This window comes from uncultured Thiothrix sp., from assembly GCF_937876535.1.
Classification (GTDB): Bacteria; Pseudomonadota; Gammaproteobacteria; order Thiotrichales; family Thiotrichaceae; genus Thiolinea.
This window is the reverse complement of sequence record NZ_CALFHZ010000008.1, coordinates 169,166-188,382: the sequence shown is the minus strand read 5'-3', so window position 1 is coordinate 188,382 and position 19,217 is coordinate 169,166. Positions and strand designations below refer to the sequence as shown.

16 protein-coding genes are annotated in these 19,217 nt (G+C 46.6%); 11 read left to right on the top strand and 5 right to left on the bottom strand.

Features of this window, described 5'->3' with window-relative positions; all coding sequences use genetic code 11:
- The coding region (locus tag Q0230_RS05510) for an aldehyde dehydrogenase family protein (protein ID WP_298608834.1) at positions 1-901 on the bottom strand (901 nt) is incomplete at its 3' end.
- Positions 901-2,214 carry an aspartate aminotransferase family protein gene (locus Q0230_RS05505; protein WP_298608833.1) on the bottom strand — a complete coding sequence of 438 codons (1,314 nt, stop codon included), beginning with the start codon at positions 2,212-2,214 and terminating at the stop codon, positions 901-903. The genes Q0230_RS05505 and Q0230_RS05510, both read right to left, overlap by 1 nt.
- A gap of 572 nt (positions 2,215-2,786) precedes the next feature.
- Between Q0230_RS05505 and Q0230_RS05500 the strand changes: the two genes are divergently transcribed.
- The 5 genes from Q0230_RS05500 (at position 2,787) to Q0230_RS05480 (ending at position 9,699) form a co-directional block, all read left to right on the top strand.
- The gene (locus tag Q0230_RS05500) at positions 2,787-4,136 is read left to right on the top strand and encodes an NAD(P)-dependent oxidoreductase (RefSeq protein ID WP_298608832.1); all 1,350 of its coding nucleotides are present in this window, start codon (positions 2,787-2,789) and stop codon (positions 4,134-4,136) included.
- A gap of 14 nt (positions 4,137-4,150) precedes the next feature.
- Positions 4,151-5,455 carry an NAD-dependent dihydropyrimidine dehydrogenase subunit PreA gene (gene preA, locus Q0230_RS05495; protein WP_298608831.1) on the top strand — a complete coding sequence of 435 codons (1,305 nt, stop codon included), beginning with the start codon at positions 4,151-4,153 and terminating at the stop codon, positions 5,453-5,455.
- 86 nt (positions 5,456-5,541) lie between these two features.
- Positions 5,542-6,969 carry an NCS1 family nucleobase:cation symporter-1 gene (locus Q0230_RS05490; protein WP_298608829.1) on the top strand — a complete coding sequence of 476 codons (1,428 nt, stop codon included), beginning with the start codon at positions 5,542-5,544 and terminating at the stop codon, positions 6,967-6,969.
- A complete protein-coding gene (hydA, locus tag Q0230_RS05485) occupies positions 6,966-8,417 on the top strand; it encodes a dihydropyrimidinase (RefSeq protein WP_298608827.1) in 1,452 nt (483 codons plus the stop codon). The genes Q0230_RS05490 and hydA overlap by 4 nt, the downstream gene beginning before the upstream one ends.
- Before the next feature lie 19 nt (positions 8,418-8,436).
- Positions 8,437-9,699, top strand: a complete 1,263-nt coding sequence (locus tag Q0230_RS05480; protein ID WP_298608826.1) for a Zn-dependent hydrolase — start codon at positions 8,437-8,439, stop codon at positions 9,697-9,699.
- Positions 9,700-9,763: 64 nt separating this feature from the next.
- On the opposite strand, the gene pyrC is transcribed toward Q0230_RS05480, so the two are convergent.
- Positions 9,764-10,810 (bottom strand): dihydroorotase, encoded by a 1,047-nt coding sequence (pyrC, locus tag Q0230_RS05475; RefSeq protein WP_298608824.1) that lies wholly within the window; start codon positions 10,808-10,810, stop codon positions 9,764-9,766.
- A gap of 83 nt (positions 10,811-10,893) precedes the next feature.
- Between pyrC and Q0230_RS05470 the strand changes: the two genes are divergently transcribed.
- Positions 10,894-11,607 carry an SGNH/GDSL hydrolase family protein gene (locus tag Q0230_RS05470; RefSeq protein WP_298608823.1) on the top strand — a complete coding sequence of 238 codons (714 nt, stop codon included), beginning with the start codon at positions 10,894-10,896 and terminating at the stop codon, positions 11,605-11,607.
- A gap of 69 nt (positions 11,608-11,676) precedes the next feature.
- On the opposite strand, the gene Q0230_RS05465 is transcribed toward Q0230_RS05470, so the two are convergent.
- Positions 11,677-12,198 (bottom strand): hypothetical protein, encoded by a 522-nt coding sequence (locus tag Q0230_RS05465; protein WP_298608822.1) that lies wholly within the window; start codon positions 12,196-12,198, stop codon positions 11,677-11,679.
- A 195-nt stretch (positions 12,199-12,393) separates the two neighbouring features.
- On the opposite strand from Q0230_RS05465, the gene Q0230_RS05460 reads away from it, so the two are divergent.
- The 5 genes from Q0230_RS05460 to argS all read left to right on the top strand — a co-directional run bounded on the left by Q0230_RS05460 (position 12,394) and on the right by argS (position 17,228).
- Complete coding sequence (locus tag Q0230_RS05460; protein WP_298608821.1) at positions 12,394-12,669, top strand: helix-turn-helix transcriptional regulator; 276 nt, start codon at positions 12,394-12,396, stop codon at positions 12,667-12,669.
- Positions 12,666-13,898 (top strand): type II toxin-antitoxin system HipA family toxin, encoded by a 1,233-nt coding sequence (locus Q0230_RS05455; RefSeq protein ID WP_298608819.1) that lies wholly within the window; start codon positions 12,666-12,668, stop codon positions 13,896-13,898. The genes Q0230_RS05460 and Q0230_RS05455 overlap by 4 nt, the downstream gene beginning before the upstream one ends.
- A gap of 106 nt (positions 13,899-14,004) precedes the next feature.
- Complete coding sequence (locus Q0230_RS05450; RefSeq protein ID WP_298608817.1) at positions 14,005-14,745, top strand: VanW family protein; 741 nt, start codon at positions 14,005-14,007, stop codon at positions 14,743-14,745.
- On the top strand, positions 14,738-15,415 hold the full coding sequence (locus tag Q0230_RS05445) for a class I SAM-dependent methyltransferase (RefSeq protein WP_298608816.1): 678 nt from the start codon (positions 14,738-14,740) through the stop codon (positions 15,413-15,415). Before Q0230_RS05450 ends, Q0230_RS05445 begins: the two co-directional genes overlap by 8 nt.
- A 100-nt stretch (positions 15,416-15,515) precedes the next feature.
- A complete protein-coding gene (gene argS, locus Q0230_RS05440) occupies positions 15,516-17,228 on the top strand; it encodes an arginine--tRNA ligase (RefSeq protein ID WP_298608815.1) in 1,713 nt (570 codons plus the stop codon).
- A gap of 46 nt (positions 17,229-17,274) precedes the next feature.
- On the opposite strand, the gene dacB is transcribed toward argS, so the two are convergent.
- Complete coding sequence (gene dacB, locus Q0230_RS05435) at positions 17,275-18,981, bottom strand: D-alanyl-D-alanine carboxypeptidase/D-alanyl-D-alanine-endopeptidase (RefSeq protein ID WP_298608813.1); 1,707 nt, start codon at positions 18,979-18,981, stop codon at positions 17,275-17,277.
- Positions 18,982-19,217 lie beyond the last annotated feature (236 nt).

Below are 19,217 nucleotides of genomic sequence, written 5' to 3'. Positions count from 1 at the left end.
TCTTTTCGACTAAAGCATTCGCGGCCTTATCACCCACCGCCACCGCCACGGATAAAGCCATACAGCGCTCACCGGAGGAACCAAACGCTGCACCGACTAATTGCGCGACCGCATTATCCATGTCGGCATCTTCTAAGACAATAGCGTGGTTTTTAGCACCGCCTAAGGCTTGGCAGCGTTTGCCATTGTTTGTAGCTGTTGAATAGATGTATTCGGCAATCGGGGTCGAGCCAACAAAGCTCACCGCTTGGATGCGAGGGTCGTTTAATAAGGTATCGACGGCTTCTTTGTCACCATTCACTACATTCAACACCCCTGGCGGTAAACCGGCTTCCTGCGCCAGTTGAGCAATCAACAGGGTAGAGCTGGGATCACGCTCAGAGGGTTTCAGGACAAAGGTATTACCACAGACAATAGCAGCGGGATACATCCACAAGGGAACCATCGCGGGGAAGTTGAAGGGAGTAATGCCTGCGACCACACCTAAGGGTTGGAATTCACTCCACGAATCAATCCCTGGGCCGGTATTGCGGCTGTGCTCACCCTTCAACAATTCAGGGGCATAGCAGGCGAATTCGACATTCTCGATACCGCGCTGCAATTCACCACCGGCATCATGGGCTATCTTGCCATGTTCTTCACCGATTAATTGGTTGATGGCTGATGCGTGTTGCTCCAGTAGTTCTTTGAACTTGAACATCACCCGGGCGCGTTTGGCCGGTGGGGTGTCACGCCATGTCGGAAAAGCGGCTTGCGCCGCGGCAATCGCTGCTTCAACAGTCGCTTTCGAGGCGAGTGCTACCTGTTTGCTCACCTCGCCAGTGGAGGGGTTGTACACCGGTTGGGTACGACCTGTGTCCTCGCGTAATTCGCCATTAATGATGTGGCCGACCGTTTTCATTAGTTAACCTCCTTGATCGATTCGCCAATGGCATTGACCAAAGCATCAATTTCTTTCGGTTCTATGGTGAATGGTAAGCCTAGTTGAATGGTGTCGCCGCCACTGCGTACATAGAAACCTTTTTCCCAGCACTTTTTCATGACTTCAAACGGTCTAATCACCGCATCGCCCTCACGTGCTTGCAGAGTTAAACCACCTGCTAAGCCATAGTTGCGAATGTCAGTGACATAAGGCAAACCTTTCAGCCCATGCCAAGCTTCTTCAAAGATCGGTGCTGCTGCCTTAACCCGCTCAATCATCTGCTCGCTTTCCAAAATATCCAAAGCAGCTAAGCCGGCGGCACAAGCAATCGGGTGGCCTGAGTAGGTATAACCATGAGGCAACTCAATCATGTGTTCAGCCCCGCTTTTTTCCATAAAGCATTGGTAGACTTTATCGTTTACCACTACCCCGCCTAAAGGTTGTGCACCGTTGGTGACCTGCTTAGCAAAAGTGAGCATATCCGGGGTTACCCCAAAAGCTTCTGAGCCAGTGTTGGCACCTACTCGCCCAAACGCAGTGATAACCTCATCAAAAATCAGCAAGATATTATGTTGGGTACAGATTTCGCGAAGGCGCTGCAAATAGCCTACAGGTGGTGGAATCACACCTGCCGAACCAGCCATTGGCTCAACAATAACCGCACCAATATTTGAGGCATCATGTAGGGCGATCATATTCAATAAGTCATTCGCCAGTTCAGCGCCTTGCGCGGGCATACCCTTGGAGAAGGCATTAGCAGCAGTCATGGTATGTGGTAAATGATCCGCTTCAATACCTTGGCCATACAGAGCGCGATTGCCCACAATCCCGCCAACACTAATCCCCCCAAAGTTCACCCCGTGATAGCCCTTAATACGCCCGATCAAACGTGTTTTGGAAGCTTGGCCTTGTTTGCGCCAATAAGCGCGGGCAATTTTTAATGCGCTATCGACTGCATCAGAGCCACCACAGCCAAAGAACACATGATTCAAACCGGCTGGCATAAATGTAGTAATACGCTCTGCTAAAGCAAAAGCCTTAGGATGGGCAAAATTGAAAGCAGGGGAGTAATCTAACTCTTGAGCTTGTTTAGCAATCGCCTCACTAATCTTGGCTTGGCCATGCCCTAAACCGCAGGTCCAAAGCCCTGACAAACCGTCAAAAATTCTACGACCCCGATCATCAATATAATAGCGGTCATCGGCTGCCACAATCATACGTGGTTCGGCTCTGAATGCCCGATTGCTGGTAAATGGCAACCAATAAGCATCGGTAGTAGTGGACTGGCTCATGCTGATCTCCAAGGTATTATCATGGGGCTATAGTGCGATAGCTTTTATTTTTAATAAATTTAAAATTTCATGTATTTAGTTTAGTCTTTATTAAACATAAAAACTGAGGATTTTTTGTGTCAGTCTAAGCGTCACTGCTAGTGTTTAGCCGAGCTTGTGTAGGACAAGAGGCAGGATGTTCCAAAATAGAGCTTTGCTCAGTTTTTAAGTGGCTGATTTAACTATTGTTGCTGTAGTAGATTCCAGACTGTGATTTTTTATAGGGCATTTTCAGCACGATTTTGCTGCAGCTTGGTTAAGTAAATTTAAAACTGATTTCAATTTTTTTGAAATTTATTTAAGTAATGCGCTGTTTCACAATGAAAAAATTAAAGCTGACTGGCTTGTTTTGTAAGAGTTTAGTTTTGACTATTCAATTAACCGTGAATTATTTCAAAATTATACTAGTTTCTAGGAGTAACTCTGGTGTTACTACCAACATTCAGCTTAAACCACAGAAAAAGAGAATTACTTTAAATTTTATTAAGGTAGTTCTGCCAGCTCTTAACAACGAGTGAAGGGGAATCAAATCTATGCTTGCTAGCTTACGAAATGGTATTTGTAGTGCACGACTGGATTTAACTACTTATCAACAAAATTTCGCCGACACCCATCCTCCCCTCAATTCCACCCAAGCCAAAATCGAAGCCGAACGTTGTTATTATTGTTTCGCAGCACCCTGCCAAACCGCTTGTCCCACCGGTATCGATATTCCCAGCTTTATCGCACGCATTGCGCAAGATAATCCGCGTGGCGCTGCCGCTAAGATTTTGGAAGAGAATGTGTTAGGTGGCATGTGCGCCCGCGTTTGCCCCACCGAAGTCTTATGTGAGCAAGCTTGTGTGCGTAATACCAACGAAGATAAGCCAGTCGAAATTGGTTTATTACAACGTTTTGCCACCGATACCTTTTTTTCTAAACCCGAACCCCCTTTATTCAAACGTGCTGCTGATACGGGCAAAAAAATCGCGGTGGTAGGCTCGGGACCAGCGGGTTTATCCTGCGCCCATCGCTTAGCCAGTTTTGGCCACCACGTGACTCTCTTTGAAGCGAAACCTAAATTAGGCGGTTTAAATGAATATGGTTTGGCCGCTTATAAAACCCCGAATAATTTTGCCCAGCAAGAAATTGAATGGCTGTTGTCGATTGGTGGTATCACCGTTCAAACCAATACCCGTTTGGGTAAAGATGTATTCTTCGCTGATCTTTTACAAAGCTTCGACGCCGTATTTCTGGGCTTAGGTTTAGCCGGTGTAAATGCGTTAGGGATTAGCGAACCAGACTCTTTGGGCTTACGCAATGCCGTGGAGTTTATTGCTGATTTACGCCAAGCCGAGGATTTAAGCCAATTGCCAGTGGGGCGTAAAGTCGTGGTGATTGGTGGGGGGATGACGGCGATTGATGCCGCCGTACAAAGCCGCAAGTTAGGTGCAGAAGAAGTGACGATTGTGTACCGCCGTGGACAGGAAAGCATGAGTGCTTCCGAATATGAGCAAGAGTGGGCAAAAAGTAATGGGGTGAAAATTCGCCATTGGGCAGCCCCCTTAGAGTTACATACGAACGATGATGGACAGCTCACTGGAATACGTTTTGCATATACCCAATTAACGGAGGGTCGACTCACAACATTACCAGAAAGCTTTCAGCTCGAGGCTGATATGGTGCTGCGCGCGATTGGTCAGACCTTCGATAGTAATCATGGGCTTGAGGGCTTGGAGATGCAAGGCGGTAAAATTCTCACCGATGCCAATGGCAAAACCAGTCACGCTAAAGTTTGGGCGGGTGGAGATTGCCGTTATGGTGGCAAAGACCTCACCGTAGAAGGGGTGCAGCATGGAAAATTGGCTGCCCTCGACATTGATCGTGTATTAAGAACAGCCTAAGAGAGGAGCAAATCATGGCCGATTTAAGCAGTAATTTCTTAGGTATCAAAAGTCCTAATCCCTTTTGGTTGGCTTCAGCACCGCCGACCGATAAAGAAGTCAATGTGATGCGTGCTTTGGAAGCAGGTTGGGGTGGCGTGGTTTGGAAAACTGTGGGTGAAGACCCACCGGTGGTGAATGTACATGGCCCTCGCTATGCCGCTTTATTAGGCCCTGACCGGCGTGTGATCGGCTTTAATAATATCGAGTTGATTTCAGATCGTCCGTTAAAAGCTAATTTAGAAGAAATGGCACGGGTGAAACAGCGTTTTCCGGATCGGGCGATTATTGCCTCGATTATGGTGCCGTGTACCGAACAAGCTTGGAAAAACATCCTGCCGCAAGTCGAAGACACGGGCTGCGATGGCATTGAGCTGAATTTTGGTTGCCCGCACGGGATGAGTGAGCGCGGGATGGGTTCGGCGGTTGGACAAGTCCCTGAATATATTCAAATGGTCACCGAGTGGTGTAAGCAATATAGCCGCTTACCCATTATCGTCAAACTCACCCCCAATATTACCGATATTCGTATGCCTGCGCGTGCTGCTAAAGCTGGAGGTGCGGATGCGGTATCGCTGATTAATACCATCAATTCCATTATGAGTGTGGATTTGGAAAAGATGGCGATTTATCCGAATACTGATGGTGCAGGTTCGCATGGTGGTTACTGCGGTTATGCAGTAAAACCGATTGCGCTGAATATGGTGGCGGAAATTGCACGCGACCCTGCAACCGCTGGCTTACCAATATCAGGGATTGGTGGGATTACTACATGGCGTGATGCAGCAGAGTTCCTGACCTTAGGCGCGGGTACGGTACAAGTCTGTACTGCCGCAATGGTGTACGGTTTCAAGATCATCGAAGACCTCTGTGATGGTCTTTCTAGTTTTATGGATAGTCATGGCTATCAGTCGATTGATCAGTTAGTGGGTAAAGCTGTACACACCGTTAAAAACTGGAATCAGCTCAATCTCAATTACATTGAGAAAGCAGTCATCAATCAGGATTTATGCATTCAATGCGGGCGTTGCCACATTGTCTGCGAAGACACTTCACATCAAGCTATTTTCGCCATGAAAAATGGTGAGCGCCATTTTGAGATCAATGAGGCTGAATGCGTCGGTTGCAATCTCTGTGTCTCGGTTTGCCCTGTACCCGATTGCATCAGTATGCGTGCTTTACAAGCTGGTGAAATCGATCAGCGCACAGGCCATCCAGTAAGCAGTGATTATGCCAATTGGACGACTCACCCTAATAACCCCGGAGCCAGTTGTTCGTAAATACCACTCACTAAATCCAGTTAGCAGGAGAAAAAACTAAGCCAAGTTGAGTTCTTTACCCTTTAAACCACAAGAAGGAATAAAACATGAGCGATTCGTTAAGCAATAAAGATCTACAACCCACAGCTCTTGCTGAACGACATTGGCGTTGGCAAGATTATGCAGCACTCTGGGTTGGGATGGTGGTTTGTGTGCCTACTTATACCATGGCTAGCTCGATGCTAGATCAAGGCTTCACTTGGCAACATGCGGTTTGGTTAGTGTTTCTCGCAAACTGTATTGTGTTGGTTCCGATGATTCTAATGGGGCGAATTGGTGCTCAACATGGGATTCCCTTTCCAGTGATTGCGCGTGCTTCGTTTGGAGTGCGCGGCGCTAGTTTACCAGCCATCTTACGTGGCTTAGTAGCTTGTGGTTGGTTCTCAATTAACTGCTATTTTGGGGGCTTAGCGCTGCATAGTTTTTTAAATGTGCTCGGAATGAATTTAGCAGGACCCGCTGAAGGCCAGTTTATTAGCACCTCTCAATTCGTGACCTTTTTCATTTTTTGGCTCATGCACCTCTATTTTATTTGGAATGGCTTAGAGTCAATCCGTAAATTAGAGGTGTATGCTGCTCCTTTAATGATTGCTGCCTCAGTGGCTTTAGTCATCTGGGCTTTTGTCAAAGTATCACCCAGCCAAATTTTTAGTTTACCTGCCAAAGTCGTTGAGGGTGGCCCCAAAACATGGGCCGCTTTAACTGGCTTAGTCGGATTCTGGGCAACTTTAGCCTTGAATATCCCTGACTTCACCCGCTTCGCTAGATCACAGAAAGATCAACAAGCAGGGCAAATTATTGGTTTGCCCATTCCTATGGCCTTGTTTTCTTTAATGGGGATTATTGGTTTCTCCGTTTCGCAAATCCTGTATGGCAAAGCCCAATTATTCCCTGATGCTTTACTCGCACAAATCGGTAGTTTTGCAGCAGGTGTGGGTTTATTAGTCATTCTGTTAGCTAATCTAACCACTAATGTTGCTGCGAATTTAGTTTCACCGTCTTATGACTTCAGTCAGGTCGCGCCAAAATATATTAGCTTCCGTACCGGGGGCTTGATTGCCGCAGTGATTGGTTTGTTGTTTATGCCTTGGAAGCTATTGGCGACTTCTGGCGATTATCTCTTTGTCTGGTTAGGTGGCTACGGTACTTTATTAGGGGCGATTGCAGGGATTCTATTAGTGGATTATTACCTCATTCGCAAAGGCCAGCTCAATGTGGATGATCTTTATAGTACTCAAGGTAGCTATGCTTATAGTAATGGTTGGAACCTACAGGCACTCGTTGCCTTTATAGTCGGTGTTATTCCTTGTTTACCGGGTTATCTAGCTGTGGCAGGTATTGTCCCCAAAGAAGCTATGCCTACATTCTTAATTGATTTGTTTAGTTTTGGCTGGTTTTTCAGTTTGTTTGTGTCTGGTGTGGTGTATTACATTAGTGCATCAAAACAGCCCAAATTGGGAGGAGCGACAGCATGAGTTCAGCAGTCTTAATTCGTGGCGGCACGGTGGTAAATGCGGATGCCGAGCGCAAAGCTGATGTACTCTGTGTAGATGGCAAAATTGCAGCAGTCGGCGAACAGGCTGCGGATTTAGCCCCAGCAGGTACGCAAACATTGGATGCGCGCGGGCAATACATCGTACCGGGCGGGATTGATCCACATACGCATATGCAATTGCCCTTTATGGGCACAGTTACAGTCGATGATTTCTATACGGGTACGGCGGCAGCCATGGCGGGTGGCACAACCACTATTATTGACTTTGTGATTCCAAGCCCAAAGCAGCCCGTAATGGAAGCCTATCAAACTTGGCGTGGTTGGGCAGAAAAAGCTGCCAGCGATTATAGTTTTCATGTCGCGATTACCTGGTGGAGTGATCAAGTCCATGAAGATATGGGCAAGCTGGTACGCGAAGAAGGCGTAAATAGTTTCAAGCATTTTATGGCCTACAAAAATGCCATTATGTGTGACGACGAAACCCTCGTGAATAGCTTCAAGCGTGCGTTAGAACTCGGTGCAATGCCGACTGTCCATGCTGAAAATGGCGAGTTGGTTTATCTACTCCAGCAAGAAGTCGCGAAAATGGGGATCACTGGCCCCGAAGGCCACCCACTTGCCCGTCCGCCTATGGTGGAAGGTGAAGCAGCGAATCGGGCGATTGCGATTGCCGATGTGTTAGGTGTACCGATTTATATTGTGCATGTCTCCTGTATTGAAGCGGCTGATGCAATTTCACGCGCGCGGGCGCGGGGTCAGCGTGTCTATGGCGAGGTTTTGGCGGGGCATTTATTGATTGATGATAGTGTCTATCGTCATCCTGATTTTGCCTTTGCTGCTGCGCATGTAATGAGTCCACCTTTCCGCCCGAAAGGGCATCAAGAGGCTTTGTGGCGCGGCTTGCAGTCTGGGCAATTACATACCACCGCCACCGACCACTGTACTTTCTGTGCCGCGCAAAAAGCAGCAGGCTTAGATAATTTCGCCAAAATCCCGAATGGTACGGGCGGGGTTGAAGAGCGCATGACCGTACTCTGGGATGCAGGGGTGAATACGGGGCGCTTAACCCCGAGCGAATTTGTCGCTATTACCAGCGCCAATGCAGCGAAATTATTCAATATCTATCCACAAAAAGGCTGCATTCAAGTTGGCGCGGATGCCGATTTAGTGCTGTGGGATCCGCAAGGTTCGCGCACTATTTCCGCCAAAACTCACCATAGCCAAGGTGATTTTAATATCTTTGAAGGGCGCACTGTGCAAGGCATTCCTAGCCATACCTTGAGCCAAGGTAAGTTGGTTTGGGTAGATGGCGATCTGCGTGCAGAGCGTGGCGTGGGGCGTTATATCAAACGTCCAGCCTTTGGGGTGAATTTTACCGCTGCGCAAAAGCGTAGCGAAACTTTAAAACCAACTGCTGTGCAGCGCTAATGGTGCTGAGGAGGATGTGATGAAACAGCAAACAGAGTTGGATATGAGTAATCTACGGGTAAATGGCGAACGTCTGTGGGATTCCCTGATGGAGCTAGCGCAAATTGGCGCAACGCCGAAAGGGGGAGTCTGTCGTTTAACACTCACCGACTTAGATAAGCAAGGTCGTGATCTAGTGCTCAAATGGGCACAAGAAGCAGGCATGACGATTACTATTGATAAAATTGGCAATGGTTTTATGCGTCGTGCAGGGCGGAATAATGCGCTGCCCCCCGTGGTTACTGGCAGTCATATCGACACCCAACCCACAGGCGGTAAGTTCGATGGCAACTATGGGGTGCTGGCAGGTTTAGAAGTAGTGCGCACGTTAAACGACTATAAAATCGAAACGGAAGCGCCGATTGAAGTGGCTTTTTGGACGAACGAAGAAGGTTCGCGCTTTGTGCCGGTAATGATGGGGTCGGGCGTGTTTGCCAAAGCGTTTACCCTTGAACATGCTTATGCGGCGAAAGACACCGAAGGTAAAACAGTACAAAGTGAATTGGAACGGATTGGTTATATCGGTGAGCAAGAGCCGGGTGATCATCCGATTGGTACTTATTTTGAAACCCATATTGAGCAAGGCCCTGTCCTCGAAGACAACGATAAAACGATTGGCGTGGTGCAAGCTGTGCTCGGAATTCGTTGGTTCGATTGCACGGTGGTTGGGATGGAGGCTCATGCAGGGCCAACCCCGATGCATTTGCGCAAAGATGCGATGCAAGGTGCTGCCGAAATTATGCAGGAAATCGTCGCCTGTGCACTACGTCATGCCCCGCACGGACGCGGTACAGTCGGCATGGTGCAAGTCTATCCCAATAGCCGTAATGTGATTCCGGGTACGGTGAAGTTCAGTATTGATCTACGCAATCACACGGATGAACTGGTCGATCAAATGGCGGATGAGGTAAAAGCTTTCGCAGCAGAGGTCGCTAAGCGCCGTGGCTTAGAAATCAAGATTGAAATGGTCTCCAGCTACCCCGCGCAACCTTTCCATCCGGATTGTGTGAATGCGGTTGCCAAAGCGGCGGAAAAACTTGGTTACTCTAATATGCCAGCCGTTTCAGGGGCAGGGCATGATGCCGTCTATATGGCACGCCTAGCCCCCAGTGGCATGATCTTTATTCCCTGCAAAGATGGGATTAGCCACAATGAAATTGAAGATGCTAAACCGGAGCATATTACCGCAGGATGTAATGTGCTTTTGCATGCGATGTTAGAACGGGCAGGTTTAGCGGTTTAATATCGATTTGCAGATAACGACTTGTCATCAGGTCGTTATCTTGTATGTTGAAACTTGAGTTACCTTAAACAACCTGCCAATACACATCCATCATCGGGTCAAAAGCTTGTACTTCCGCCTGGCTGAGTTTTAAGTTAGCCGGTAAAGCTTGCGGCTCTGATTGCCGTTCTAAAACTAAACGCTCTTTATTCACCGGCAAACCATAAAACGCAGCCCCATTGAGGGATACAAAGCTTTCAAATTGGTCTAAAGCCTGTTCTTGTTCAAATACTTGCGCAGTAATCGCCAGTGCATTCGCTACATTAAAAATCCCCGCGCAGCCACAAGCGGTTTCTTTGGCGTGAATGGGATGTGGTGCTGAGTCCGTACCTAAGAAGAAGCGTCGATCACCACTTGTTGCTGCAGCACGCAAAGCTAGACGATGTGATTCACGCTTCGCGACTGGCAAGCAGTAGTAATGTGGCTTAATTCCGCCTACCAACATAGCATTACGATTAATCACTAAATGATGGGGGGTGAGGCTAGCAGCAGTGTGACTATCACAAGACAGCACATAATCGACACCCTCCTTAGTAGTCAAATGTTCAAATACAAGCTTTAGATTAGGAAACTGTTTCCGTAGCGGAATCAACTTGGTTTCAATAAACACTGCTTCCCGATCAAAAATATCTACAGCAGGATCAACGACTTCGCCATGTACTAGCAAAGGCATACCAATGGCTTGCATCACTTCAAGCACTGGATAGATTTTCTCTAAATCTTTGACTCCGGCTGCGGAGTTGGTCGTAGCACCGGCTGGATAGAGTTTAACTGCTGTGACTAGACCCGATTCAAAGCCCGCTTTTACATCGGCGGCTTCGGTGGTTTCAGTCATATATAAGGTCATTAAAGGCTGAAAGCACTGATTTGTAGGTAAAGCAGCTAAGATCGCTTCGCGATAGGCTTGCGCATCCGCAGTGCGAACTACAGGCGGTTGCAAGTTCGGCATGACAATCGCTCGCCCAAAATGCGCTGCAGTATACGGTAAGACTTTTTCTAGCATTTCGCCGTGGCGTAAGTGCACATGCCAGTCATCAGGCATGGCGATATCTAAGCGCGTGGGGGTAGTCATGATAGCTCCGCAGATAAAATAAGCGCGGTGATTTTAACAAAAGATCACTAAACTCTAGAGTGTTTTTCTTTGAGTTGAGCCTGATGAAGTATTTATTTCTAATTTTATTTTTAGTGTCTATAGCGGTTAATGTAGCTGGTGTATGGGCGGTTAAGTATCTGTATAAAAAAGAAAATGCAGTGCGTTTAGATCCCCTACAATTGTCAGTTTATCCAGAAAATCTTCCCAAGAATTCCGCTTTAAAGCGTGTGGTTTTGTTTGGAGATTCACGTGCTTTGAGTTGGCCTGCTCCAGAAGCGGAAGGTGTAGAGTTTTTAAATCGTGGGATTGGGGATCAAACTTCCGCGCAAATTCGTTTGCGTTATGTAGCACATGTGCAGCCTTTAAAAGCGGATTTAATCGTTTTGCAATTGGGCGTGAATGATCTAAAAACACTGCCTTTATTTCCAGAAAGGCAGACTGCTATTGTTGAGCAGCTTAAAGTTAATCTGCAATGGATAGTGCAGCAAGCTCGAGCGGATGGTAGTCGAGTATTGATTACCACCATTTTCCCAGTAGGGAAAGTACCCTTAGAACGGCGTTTGGTTTGGTCAGATGCCGTAGCGCCAGCGATTCGGGAGATGAATACCTTTATTGCCAGTTTAGCGGGTGAAGGTGTGCAAATATTTGATACTTTTAGTGTGCTTCAAGGGGAAATAGATTTGATTAAACCTGATTACAGCCGAGATTTGTTGCATTTGAATGTACAAGGCTATGCAGCTTTAAATACAGCCTTGTTGCCTTTTTTGCAGCACTAAAAGGCAAGAGTGCCAGCCGAAACTGACACACTTGCTAGGGATATTGAACACTAGGAGGAGTGTGTTAATTTATTGAGCAGTGACAGGCGCTGGAGCTGTAGGAGCAACTACAGGTGGCTGAGCAACAGGTGCAGCAGGTACTGCTGGAGCTGGAGCCGCCATTGGTGGCATTGGCATCATCTGTGGCTGGTAGTAAGCCATTGAACCATAAGGATAGCCACCATTCGATGCAGTATTGCTGAAGCCGTAACCATTACCGTAAGTATTGCCCCAGCCATTACCATTGCCTGCTAAATAGCCGTTGGTGTCGCCATTACCTTTACCAGCCATATCAGCATTCATATCTGACTTGCCTTTGCCTTTGAATGTAATTTGGAATTCAACTTCGCCGTCGGCATTGCCTTTGCCTCTACCCCAACCATCTATATTACCTTTGCCTGTGCCCCAGCCATTACCTGCACCATTAGTATAAGCAGTGCCATTACCCGCGGTAGAACCGTTGCCATTACCCATGCCATTATCAAAGAATTCAGCAGAAGCAGCGCCTGATAAAGCAATCAAAGCAGCGAAAGCGATGGTTTGTAATTTCATGATCGAATCTCCTAACAGAATCTCTGTTTGTTTATCTTTAAGTTGAGATAATCATAATATTAGAATTTTCTAATGTAAAGAGTATAGGCTGTAAATAATTAATATGTACCCATCAGAGATAGAGTTACCCTAGCTAAATGCATTATATGGAATGCATTGATTGTCTATTACTTAAAAATGCACTATATACAATGCATGAATCTAGAAGAACTCGGTAAAGCCTTAAAGCAGGCACGTAAACAAAAGCAATGGACTCAAGCTGAATTAGGTGATCAGCTCGGGATGAGCCGTGCGACGGTGTCGGCGATTGAAAATGGCACTATCAATGAAATTGGTATTCGCAAAATCATTGCACTCTGCTCTTTATTGGGACTGGAATTACAAGTACAAATCCGCCAAACCAAACGACCCACTTTGCATACTTTAGTCTCAGAGGCCGATCAGCGTAAACGTGGTAAAGGAAACACATGAGCACTCAACAGTTAGATATTTTTGCAGGCAAAGAGCGGGTTGGAGTATTGGGGCGTAGTGAATTACAAGCACGTACTTATCTATTCAATTATTTGCCCCACGCTGAAGAATCCCAAGCTATTTCTCTGACAATGCCGGTCTTACCTGACCAATATAGCTTTCAACAGGGTGTACATCCGATTTTTCAAATGAATTTACCGGAGGGTGAATTACGCGAAATGCTGCGCAATAATTTTCAAAAGACAGTGCAGCATTTTGATGATCTAAGTTTGTTAGCAATTGTTGGGCATTCCCAAATTGGGCGGGTGCGGATTGCTGAAACGGGTGGGCAACCCCTGGAAGTGCCTTTGCAAAGTGTACAAGAGCTACAGACTTATACAGGCAGCGAAGATTTATTCATGGATCTTTTGCAACGCTTTGGACGTTATTCAGGGATTTCAGGCGTACAACCTAAAGTATTAGTGCGCGATGAGGCTACCGTAGCGGCGGCTATGCAGGAAGTGGAGCAAATCAGCTATAAGGATTCCACGCATATTGTCAAAGCTTGGAATCCTGAGCGTTTTCCGCAATTAGCCGCCAATGAATATTTTTGTTTAAAGGCTGCGCAATATGCTGGTTTAGAAGTACCTGAATTTGAATTAGCTGCGCAAGGGCGTTTATTAATTGTTAAGCGCTTTGATTTAGACGGTAAAGGGGCTTATGTAGGCTTTGAGGATTTCTGTGTTCTGAATGGCTTAGCCACCGATGATAAATATGTGGGTAGCTATCAAGATATAGCCTTGCGGATTCGGCAGTTTGTCTCGCCGCATCGAGTCCATGATGCATTGGAGCAGTTTTTCCTCTCTTTGGCTCTGACTTGTGCAGTACGTAATGGTGACGCACATTTGAAGAATTTCGGGGTGATCTATGCTAACCCTGAAGCTGAGGTTAGTTTTGCACCGGCTTACGATATTGTGTCCACTACCCCCTATATTCCAAATGATAGCCTTGCTTTGCTATTTGGAGCGAGTAAGCAATTTCCGGCACGTGCTGAGTTAATTAACTTTGCACGGCGCTTTTGTAGCCTAACTGAGCGTCGTGCTAGCCAGTTATTGGATTGGGTAATGCATGGCTTAGAAACTGCTTTACCGGAGTTAGTGGCCTATCAACAAGAGCATGAAGAATTTACGCTGATCGGTGGGCGTATGCAGGCGATTTGGCAGCAAGGATTGGTAGATTTACGTAGCTAAGCATTGATTGCAGGGCATGATGCTGGTATAGATTTACTTGATTGCAGGTGGATTTTGAGACTAATCATGCTCCATGAACTAAGCTTTAAGAGTTAAACCTAAAATCTTGAAAAAACTAAAACGAAGGCTTAGACAATTCATACGTTTCACTCGTGATCTGCAACAAGGCTTGGCCTTTCGTTGGGTGAAGCATAAAACCTCCAATTTAAGTGATTATCCTTATTACCTTGAGTTGATGCAGCCGATCATGCCTTCCACACTCTTAGAAAATAAACTACATAATATCCACTTAGGTGCTGAGCAATTACATTTGTTGCTATGGCGACCCAAGGAAGTTTTGTCGTTTTGGCAGGTTTTGGGTGAGGCGTCACAACAGCGGGGCTATCGAGAAGGGCGAAATATCATTGGGGGCAAATTACAGCAAGATTTTGGTGGTGGCCTCTGTCAGCTATCAAGTATTTTGTATCACTTGGCTTTAATCGCGAATCTGAAAATTATCGAGCGACATCATCATTCGGTGGATATTTATCAGGAGTCAGAACGATTTACCCCCTTGGGTGATGATGCCACCGTTGTATTTGGGTATAAGGATTTGCGGTTGGAAAATAGCCTAACAGTACCTTTGGTGTTGTGGTTACAAATTGAAGGGAAAACATTAACGGCTAGACTTTATGCCGCAGCACCTATCAATAAGCAGTTAGTCAGTTTTGAACGAGAATATGGTGAGGCTTATGTGATAGTGCAGGCTCTAACCGATTCAGGTCAGGTGCTCGCTAATTCGTGCTATACACTAGCAGCTAATAAACCTTCAGCCGCAAATTCTCATATAAATTCAAGCTATGAATAAGCAGTCGATTCAGCACTATTACGATCAACTAGCGAGCGACTATGATGCAAATAGGTTTGGTAATTCTTATGGACAATACTTACATGCTCAGGAACACCAAATCATGCAAGCTTGGCTACAGGGTGCTGCACCAACAGCAAGCATAGACTTAGGTTGTGGGACAGGGCGGTTTTTACAATATGCGCATTACGGCGTTGATTTTAGTGAGCAGATGCTCACTCAAGCCCTGCATAAATTTCCTAAACATCAACTGATCCAAGCCTCAATTACCAACACGCCATTTCTAGATCAAAGCTTTCAAGCAGCCTTTAGCCTGCATGTATTCTTCCATCTTGAGAAGCATACTATTAAGCAAGTGCTGCAAGAAGCGCATCGTATTCTACAACCAAGGGGCGTTCTCATTATTGATTTTCCTTCAGCTGCTCGCCGACAGTTGGTGAAGTATAAAAAAGAGGGTTGGCACGGGAATACCGCTTTAAGTTTACCGGAGCTTCAGCAAGCTATAGAGGGTTTGTTTGTATTAGAACAGCAACAGGGTGTTATGCTATTTCCAGTGCATCGGATTCCTAAAGTATTAAGAAGCCCCCTGCGCGTGTTCGACTCTTTGTTGTGTCAAACTTTTTTGCGCCATTGGGCCTCGTATTATTTTGTTTACTTGCGGCGAATTTAAGCAGCTTATTCCATAACTAGTCCAGCCTCCTAAAGCATCGTCATCAAGCTTCATTCCAGCTACAATAAGCCCCCTTTTCCTCCACTTTGAAAGACGCATTATGAATATCCGTCAACTGCTTGATCAACGTCTCACTGCTGCTTTACATGCAGCCGTTGCGCCTGAGTCCACTTCTGCCATTATTAAGCCTTCGGCGCGACCTGAGTTTGGCGACTATCAAGCTAATGGTGTCATGGCAGCAGCCAAGCAGTTGAAGATGAACCCACGCGATTTAGCCGCTAAGGTTTTGGCGCAAGCTGAGCTAAGTGATTTAGCCGAGAAAGTCGAAATGGCTGGCCCCGGCTTTTTGAATATTCACCTAAAAACAGAGTGGCTAGCCGCAGAGTTGCCAAGCAATACTCAGCTTGATCCGGTGACTCCACAAACCGTCGTAGTGGATTATTCCAGCCCGAATCTGGCTAAAGAAATGCATGTCGGTCATTTGCGCTCCACGATTATTGGTGATGCGGTGGTGCGTGTGTTGGAGTTTCAAGGGCATAAAGTGATCCGCCAAAATCATGTGGGTGATTGGGGTACGCAATTCGGCATGTTGCTCGCGCATATGGCGGATTTGAAAGCACAGGGCGGCGAGTTGTCGATGCAATTAGCGGATTTGGAAAGCTTTTATCGTGAATCCAAGCAGCGCTTTGATGCAGAGCCAGCCTTTGCTGAGCGGGCGCGTGAATATGTGGTGAAACTGCAATCGGGCGATGCTGCATGCTTAGCACTGTGGCAGCAGTTTATAGCTATTTCCCTGACTCATTGTGAAGAAGCTTATCAAGAATTAGATGTTTCGCTGACGCGCCAAGATGTGATGGCCGAAAGCGCGTATAACGCTGATTTAGCGAATGTCGTCAGTGACTTACAAACTCAACATTTGCTGACTGAAAGCGATGGTGCACAGTGCGCTTTCATGGAGGAGTTTAAGAATAAAGACGGCTCTATCACACCACTGATTATTCAAAAAACTGGCGGCGGCTATTTATATGCAACCACCGATTTAGCCGCGATTCGTTATCGGAATAGCGTGCTGCATGCGGATCGGGTTTTGTATTTTGTCGATGTGCGCCAGGCTTTGCATTTCCAGCAAGTGTATACCTTAGCGCGTAAAGCAGGCTTTGCACCGGCAACCATGTCCTTAGAGCATATGGCTTTTGGCACGATGTTAGGTGAGGACGGCAAACCTTTCAAAACCCGTACCGGCGGCACAGTGAAGCTGGCTGATTTATTAGTAGAAGCGAAAGAACGCGCTTATCAATTAGTCAGTGCAAGAAGCCCTGAATTAAGCGAAGCCGAGCGCCAAGAAATAGCTCACACGGTTGGGATTGGTGCAGTTAAATATTCAGATTTATCCAAAAATCGCACCTCCGATTATGTATTTAGCTGGGAGTTAATGCTGAGTTTGGATGGCAATACTGCCCCTTATCTGCAATACGCCTATGCGCGCATTCAAAGTATTTTTAGAAAAGCCGGAGCTATTCAGCAAGCAACTATTCAATTACTTGAGCCGAGTGAACGCGCTTTAGGCTTAAAGCTGCTGCAATTCAATGAAATTGTGGAAAGTGTTGGGCGCGAGGGTCAGCCGCATCATTTATGTAATTACTTGTATGAGTTAGCGGTTAATTTCATGAGCTTTTATGAAGCTTGCCCGATTCTACGTGACGATGTATCAGCAGAGGTGCGTGCCAGTCGTTTGCAATTAGCGCAGTTGACTGCAAATACTTTGAAAACAGGTTTAGGTTTATTAGGCATTGGTGTGCTAGAGCGGATGTAACTACATTGAGCAAGAGCCAGGATAACTGACTCTTGCTTTAGGCGTTTTAGTAACCGAAGCTACGTGGGCCTGCAAACACCCATTCAACTAGATCATCATGCGCAGCCCGCACGGAGGCACGTGCACGCGGATCATTGTGCAGAATTGAGATCACATACATTTGCCCATTAGAAGCTTGTAAGTAACCTGCCAGTGCCCGTACATCGCGTAAAGTACCCGTTTTGAAGCGGCCACGGCCTGCGAGGCTCGAGTTCTTCATACGATTTTTCAGCGTGCCATCCACACCTAAAACCGCCATCGAGTTCATTAAATCATCCCGATAGGGGCTGTTGTAAGCATCAACGAGCATCTCACCCATATGTCGTGGGGTAATCTGCTCAATCCGACTTAAGCCTGAGCCATTTTCCAAACGCAATTCAGGGAAAGCTAAGCCGCGTGACTCTAGCCACTGACCAATGGCTTGCGCGCCTTTTTGCGGAGTGCCAGGAGCGCCTAATTGTTTAGCACCCACTGACAAGAGGATTTGTCTTGCCATGACATTATTGCTGTCTTTATTCACTTCCATAATGACTTCGCGTAAGGGACGTGAACGATGGGTGTAGACTAATTGTGCACTTTGTGGAGTGCCACCGCGCACGAAGGTTCCTTGCATTTGCCCGCCAAGTTCACCCACCCAAATCTTCCAGAAGCTCCCGAATAGGTTCACATTTAAGGCTTGGCGTGCTTGGGCATTAGCCGGCATGATGGGGCAAACTTTTTGCACCTTACCTTTGAGATCACGGAATTCGTAGCAGCTACCCCGTTCTTGATAAAGGATTGCTTCTGGCTGAGCATTATAAGCTGCCCCCGCATTTCCATCGAAAGCACCAGGGTCTTGGTACGGCACATTAAAGAAACCCGTGTCAGCGACTAGATTACCCTTAATACTGCTAATGCCACGCCCACGCAAAGCTTGTAGCATTTGTTTGAAATCGCTTTCTGCAAATTGTGGATTACCATAACCACGAATAATCACATCACCATATAAAGTACCGCCAGTGACATTACCATTAGTATAAATTTCAGTCGGCCAACGATAGTCAGGGCCAAGAATGCCTAAGGCTGCATAGGTCGTTACTAGCTTCATAGTCGAAGCAGGACTTTGTGGGTTATCCGCATTCGCAGTGAGAAGTGCAGGTTGATTGCCACTAGCTAGACGTACATAAGTACCCATGCCTGCTTCAGAAATACCATTAGCGCGTAAAGTTGTTGCAACTTGATCGGGTAAGCGAGTGAAGCGGCCAGGGCCGGTGTACATATGCCCTACGGCAAATTGTGCAACGGGACGGTTATCCGCTTGATTATCGGTATTAACAGTCGGTGGTGTACTAAACTGTTGTTGTACTTGCTCCATACGTTGACGCTGTTGCGCGCGCAGTTCGCGAGAGCGTTCTTGCATCGCTAATTGCTGTTGACGAGCAGAGTCAGCTTCCTGTTGAGCACGCTGTTCACGTTCGCGTCGTTCTTGCGCCAACAGGCGTAAGGCATTCTCTTGGCGTTGAGCTTCTTGTGCACGTTCTTCTTGCCAACGTTGTTGATTATAACGTTGAGCATTCGCTTGTTGCTGTTGTTGAGCAATGTAACGTTGCTGTGGTGGCGGAGCGGATGTTAATTCTCCGGCCGCTGGAATCTGGTTGCGTGGTGCAGGTGTCGTCCCACAAGCACTCACCAACGCTGAGCAAACAGCAATTACACTGAGGCGTAAAGTTAGCATGTAAATTCCCCGATCTTTTCCATCATGCTGAATTCAAGGGTCTAAGGGTAGAAGCTGTCTATAGAAAAAACAAGCTCATGATTAATTCAGGTTGCGCAATATGCGCAGCTTTAAATAAATATTCCCTGAATCTCTGAACTAAAAAATCGATTAAAACGCGTTGTATAAATGCTACAGCGAAAATACAACAATCAGTTTTAAAAAACTTATGGTATTTTCGCCCGAAAGCAACAACT

Excerpts from the sequence above, each read along its gene's own strand:
- Q0230_RS05490 (WP_298608829.1), top strand. The coding sequence starts at position 5,542 with ATGAGCGATTCGTTAAGCAATAAAGATCTACAACCCACAGCTCTTGCT.
- Q0230_RS05445 (WP_298608816.1), top strand. The coding sequence starts at position 14,738 with ATGAATAAGCAGTCGATTCAGCACTATTACGATCAACTAGCGAGCGAC.
- dacB (WP_298608813.1), bottom strand. The coding sequence starts at position 18,981 with ATGCTAACTTTACGCCTCAGTGTAATTGCTGTTTGCTCAGCGTTGGTG.
- Q0230_RS05455 (WP_298608819.1), top strand. The coding sequence starts at position 12,666 with ATGAGCACTCAACAGTTAGATATTTTTGCAGGCAAAGAGCGGGTTGGA.
- hydA (WP_298608827.1), top strand. The coding sequence starts at position 6,966 with ATGAGTTCAGCAGTCTTAATTCGTGGCGGCACGGTGGTAAATGCGGAT.
- Q0230_RS05470 (WP_298608823.1), top strand. The coding sequence starts at position 10,894 with ATGAAGTATTTATTTCTAATTTTATTTTTAGTGTCTATAGCGGTTAAT.
- Q0230_RS05465 (WP_298608822.1), bottom strand. The coding sequence starts at position 12,198 with ATGAAATTACAAACCATCGCTTTCGCTGCTTTGATTGCTTTATCAGGC.
- pyrC (WP_298608824.1), bottom strand. The coding sequence starts at position 10,810 with ATGACTACCCCCACGCGCTTAGATATCGCCATGCCTGATGACTGGCAT.
- Q0230_RS05480 (WP_298608826.1), top strand. The coding sequence starts at position 8,437 with ATGAAACAGCAAACAGAGTTGGATATGAGTAATCTACGGGTAAATGGC.
- Q0230_RS05500 (WP_298608832.1), top strand. The coding sequence starts at position 2,787 with ATGCTTGCTAGCTTACGAAATGGTATTTGTAGTGCACGACTGGATTTA.
- argS (WP_298608815.1), top strand. The coding sequence starts at position 15,516 with ATGAATATCCGTCAACTGCTTGATCAACGTCTCACTGCTGCTTTACAT.
- Q0230_RS05460 (WP_298608821.1), top strand. The coding sequence starts at position 12,394 with ATGAATCTAGAAGAACTCGGTAAAGCCTTAAAGCAGGCACGTAAACAA.
- Q0230_RS05505 (WP_298608833.1), bottom strand. The coding sequence starts at position 2,214 with ATGAGCCAGTCCACTACTACCGATGCTTATTGGTTGCCATTTACCAGC.
- preA (WP_298608831.1), top strand. The coding sequence starts at position 4,151 with ATGGCCGATTTAAGCAGTAATTTCTTAGGTATCAAAAGTCCTAATCCC.